The organism is Desulfolutivibrio sp., assembly GCF_036584575.1.
GTDB lineage: Bacteria > Desulfobacterota > Desulfovibrionia > Desulfovibrionales > Desulfovibrionaceae > Desulfolutivibrio.
This window is the reverse complement of the sequence record NZ_JAZHDB010000107.1, coordinates 1-4,113: the sequence shown is the minus strand read 5'-3', so window position 1 is coordinate 4,113 and position 4,113 is coordinate 1. Positions and strand designations below refer to the sequence as shown.

The following is a 4,113-nucleotide window of genomic DNA, read 5'->3' as shown; positions in this document are numbered from 1 at the left end:
AGAAACTCGCGTAGAATTCAAACCTCAGGAGAGCCACAATAATTATCGTGTCCAGTTTGCAGATTATATTGCAAATATTATTTGGAGAAGATTTGAGTTAAGAGATCAAGAGGCCTATCAGATTCTTCATCAACATATACAGCACAAGATGTTGTTTCGTCGAAAAAGATAGACCGAAGGGTTTGTTCTTTTTGTGTACAGTGGTAGTATCCACCTGACAGTGCCGCCCCCGCAGGCCACGATAATGCAGCGTCCATCTCCCCGTCCGCTCCGGATTCCTTGGAACGATAGAAGCCATCATAATAACGCCGTATGGCGACAGTCTCCTCCATGCCACGCCGCACTACAGAACAGGCGGCAAAAGCAGCCGCTCCCGCAAGAGCTCGGTGAAGTTGCGCCGCCCGTCGGCCACGACATGGATGTACACCTCACGGGCCGCCTTGTTGACCTGATAGATGACCCGGTACGGCGCGACCTGGATTTCCCGATAGGAGAGGACGTTGACCCGCTGCAACTCCGGCGGGACACGCCCCCGGTCGGGAAGCTCCCTCAGGCTGTCGCGCGCCCGCACGAATTTTTCAAGGACCGCCTCGGCGATGTCCGGGCCGTCGTTCCCGGCCAGAAACGCGAAAATCCCCCGCAGGTCTTCTTCCGCGCAGCGGGTGAACCTGACCGCCCAGGCCGCGTCATCCCCGGCCATCGCGCTTCTCTGCGATCATCGTGCGGATGTCGGCAAAGACCGCGTCCGAATCGCGAAGCTGTCCGGCCTCCACATCGCGAGAGCTGTCCGCCAGCATGCGCAAAAGCGCCAGACTCTCCTGCATCTGGTCATAGGCCTTGACGTTCATCACCACGGCCTTGGCCTCGCCGTTTTGGGTGATGACCATGGGATTGCCCGTTTCGGCAACGGTTTCAATCAGTTGCTTGGCGTTGTTCTTGAGCCAGGAAATGGGCTTGATACCCGAATGCAGTTGCATACTCCCTCCACAGGGGAAAAATTACGACTGAATTTAGGATATCTGGTTCGCCGGACAGAATCAAGAGTCGTGCTGCGGAGGGGGCCGGGGTTCCGGCGCAAATTCTGGTACGCCTGAAGGCCGGTCGGGATGGATCGGTTGCGAACGAGACGCACGCTCCGTGCTCAGGCAGGCACGCCATCGCGAATGGCCGCCTGCCGCTTCCGGAACGTGACGTTCACCTCCACGGTCGTGTCCAGCCGCCCCAGGATCGTGATCAGGCGATCCAGGGAGAACCGCGACAGCCGGGCATTGCGGATACGGGAAAATTCGGAATGGGCGATGCCAGTCAGCCGCGCGGCCTCGCGGGTGGAAAGCCCGCGATCATCCAGCGCGCGGACGATCCTGGCCGCCAGCAGCGCACGCGCCTGCGCAAGGCCTGCGCCCTCATGTCCAAAATCCTGGAACGCGTTGCCGCTCCCCCTGACAAGTTCCAGATCATCGTTCATCGTAACACCTCCTGAAGCCTTTTCAGGCGCTCCCGGATGAGGTTGATCTCCGTCTGGGGCGTCTTGATCCCGTGCTTCGATTTCTTCTGGAACGCGTGCAGCACCCAAATGTCCGAATCGATCTTCAAGGCATAGACCGCACGGAAAGCGTCTCCCCGGTACCGGAGGGCCAGTTCGAAGACGCCGCCGTCCAAGCCCTTGAGCGGCTTGGCCACTCCCGGGGTCACGCCTTCCGCCACCATGGTCAAAGCACTCAGGATGTCTGACTGGACATCCACGGGAACGTCTCGAAATCCTTGCGAGCGGCTTTGATCCAGGAAACCGGCCGTGTCAGTTTCATATAAGGTGTGTTGGCAGATTTGTCACCATTTGGCAAGGCAGACGCGAAGCGTGACGGAGTTTTTTGAAGGGGGTCCAGGGGGGAACTTTTTTGCAAAAAAGTTCCCCCTGGTCTCTTCCTCCCCCCTACTCGTTCCGCAGATACGGCCAGGCCTTTTTGCCCAAGAGCCGCACCGTGCCCCCAAGGCTCAAGAGCACGGTAAGCCCGGCCGCCAGGGCGATGGTCAAAAGGGCCGGGCCTGCCGCGAAATGCCAGGTCATCTTCAGATAGCCGGTGACGAACAGCGCGGCGCAGGCCGTGCCCAGGACCAGCGCCGCCAGCCCGGCGGCCGCCCCGGTCACGGCGTGTTCGGCGAAAAGCATGGTCAGCATGTCGGCCCGGGTGGCCCCGCAGACCTTAAATATCACCGCCTCGCGCGAGCGCGCCGCCAGCGCCCCGCTAAGCGTCTGGGCCAGGACCAGGATGCCTGCGGCCAGGGTGGTCAGGGCCGAGGCGGTCACGGCCAGGGCGATCTTTTCGGCGATGGCCGTGATGTCGGAAAGCGTCTCGCCCACGCTCACCGCCGTGACGTTGGGAAAGCCGGATGACACGGCCGCAAACAGGGCCTCGTCAGCGGCCTTGGGCGCCCCGTCCGGACGCGGCGGCTCCGGCGCGGTGTAGGCCGTGGCCAGATAGGTCAGCGGCAGCCCCTCGAGCGACCCGGGCGAGAGCACGAAGACGTAGTTGATGCCAAGCGACAGCCAGTTGATGCGCCGAAAACTGGTCACGGTCACGTCGAACTCCCGGCCCTGGACGTTTATGGTCACCGTATCGCCCAGGCGCACCCCGTAGCCTGCGGCGGCCTCGGCATCCATGGAGGCCAGGGGCGGCCCGGCGTAGTCCGGCGGCCAGAAGGCCCCGGCCACAATGGCGGAATTCTCCGGCGGGGTGCGGGAGAAGGTCATGCCCCGATCCCCCCGGGCCACCCAGGCCGTGTCCGGATCGACATTGGCCGCCTCGGCCGCCATGCCGCGCACCTTGACGATGCGTCCACGTAGGTTCGGGGCGGTCTGCACGGCCATGACCCCGGGCGTTTTGCGCGCCGTGTCTTCGAAGGCGGCCAGTTGGTGGGGCTGGATGTCGATGAAAAAATAGGCCGGGGCCTTTTCCGGCAGCTCCCGCGAGACCAGGTCGCGAAAATTGGCGTCCACCAGGGCCATGGCCGAAAGCGTCGTCAGCCCAAGCCCCAGCGCCGCCACCACCCCGGCCGCCGCGTTGCCCGGACGCCTCAGCCCCGACACGGCCAGGGCCAGAAGCGGATGGCGCGGCAGGGGGGCAAGTTGCAACCCGCGCGCCAAGAGCCACCCCACGCCACGCAGGACCACGGCCGACAGCACGGCCGCAGCGACGAACCCCAACCCCAGCCGCCGGTCTCCGGTGACCGCCACGGCCAGGACGGCGATGCCCAGGCCGCAGGCCGCCGTCACGGCCAGAACGCCCCACCCCGGGCGGCCGGACGGCAGTTCGCCGTAGCCGCGAAAAAGCGTCAGGGGCGAGATGCGTCCGGCGGCTGACAAGGGCGGCAGGCTGAAAAAAAGCGTGGTCAGAAGCCCGAAGGCGGCGGACGTGGCCAAGGCCGCAGGCGACAGGACAGGGACGATGCGCACCGGCGACAGCTCCCCCAGAAACGGGGCCACGGCAAAGGGCGCGCCCGCCCCCACGGCCAGCCCCAGGCCGATGCCCAGGGCGGCCAGGAAAAGGATCTGGAGCAGGCAGACGGTGAAAAGCACCCGGGAAGAGGCCCCCACGCAGCGCATGGCCGCAAGCGACGTGGCCCGGGCGTTGATCTGGCCGCGCACGGCCCCGGCCACGCCCAGCCCGCCCAAAAGCAGGGCGGACAACCCCACCAGCCCCATGATGCCGGTTAAGCGTTCGAAAAATCCGGACAGGCCCGGCGAGGCCCCCGAGGCCTGGCGCACCCGCCAGGGGGCCCCGGGAAAGGCCGCCTCCAACCCGGCGGCCAGGGCCTTGGGATCGCGCCCCGGGGCCAGGGACACCCGGTAGGCGTAGCGCAGAAGGCTCCCCGGCTGCACCAGCCCCGTGGCCGCCAGACTTTTTTCGGCGACCACAAAACGCGGCCCGAACCCCCAAAAGCTCATCAGGCGATCCGGCTCCCGCACAAGGGCGGCCCGGATGACGTAGGCCGCCTGTCCCAGACGCACCGTGTCGCCCACGGCCAGCCCCAGCCGGGTGAGCAGCTCCGGCGCGGCCACAGGTTGTTTATTTTGGGAAAAATTTTCTTTCCGGTTATTAAAGAAGAACTTAGGTA

Annotated in this window: 5 protein-coding genes; all 5 read right to left on the bottom strand. The window is 64.7% G+C overall.

Annotated features, from left to right (window positions below):
• Positions 1–343: 343 nt before the first annotated feature.
• Entirely contained in the window at positions 344–700 is a 357-nt protein-coding gene (locus V3572_RS08360; RefSeq protein WP_332110529.1) for a type II toxin-antitoxin system RelE/ParE family toxin, read from the bottom strand.
• Positions 687–977, bottom strand: coding sequence for a type II toxin-antitoxin system Phd/YefM family antitoxin (locus V3572_RS08355; RefSeq protein WP_332110528.1), 291 nt, complete (start codon positions 975–977; stop codon positions 687–689). Before V3572_RS08355 ends, V3572_RS08360 begins: the two co-directional genes overlap by 14 nt.
• A gap of 164 nt (positions 978–1,141) precedes the next feature.
• Positions 1,142–1,465 (bottom strand): helix-turn-helix domain-containing protein, encoded by a 324-nt coding sequence (locus V3572_RS08350; protein WP_332110527.1) that lies wholly within the window; start codon positions 1,463–1,465, stop codon positions 1,142–1,144.
• Positions 1,462–1,782: a type II toxin-antitoxin system RelE/ParE family toxin gene (locus V3572_RS08345; RefSeq protein WP_332110530.1), complete on the bottom strand. Its 321-nt coding sequence runs from the start codon at positions 1,780–1,782 to the stop codon at positions 1,462–1,464. Before V3572_RS08345 ends, V3572_RS08350 begins: the two co-directional genes overlap by 4 nt.
• A 148-nt stretch (positions 1,783–1,930) precedes the next feature.
• Positions 1,931–4,113, bottom strand: a 2,183-nt coding sequence (locus V3572_RS08340) for an ABC transporter permease (RefSeq protein ID WP_332110526.1), incomplete at its 5' end; no start/stop codon positions are given.

Bases quoted from the DNA above. Each gene is read 5' to 3' on its own strand.
- V3572_RS08350 (WP_332110527.1), bottom strand. From the start codon at position 1,465: ATGAACGATGATCTGGAACTTGTCAGGGGGAGCGGCAACGCGTTCCAG.
- V3572_RS08355 (WP_332110528.1), bottom strand. From the start codon at position 977: ATGCAACTGCATTCGGGTATCAAGCCCATTTCCTGGCTCAAGAACAAC.
- V3572_RS08360 (WP_332110529.1), bottom strand. From the start codon at position 700: ATGGCCGGGGATGACGCGGCCTGGGCGGTCAGGTTCACCCGCTGCGCG.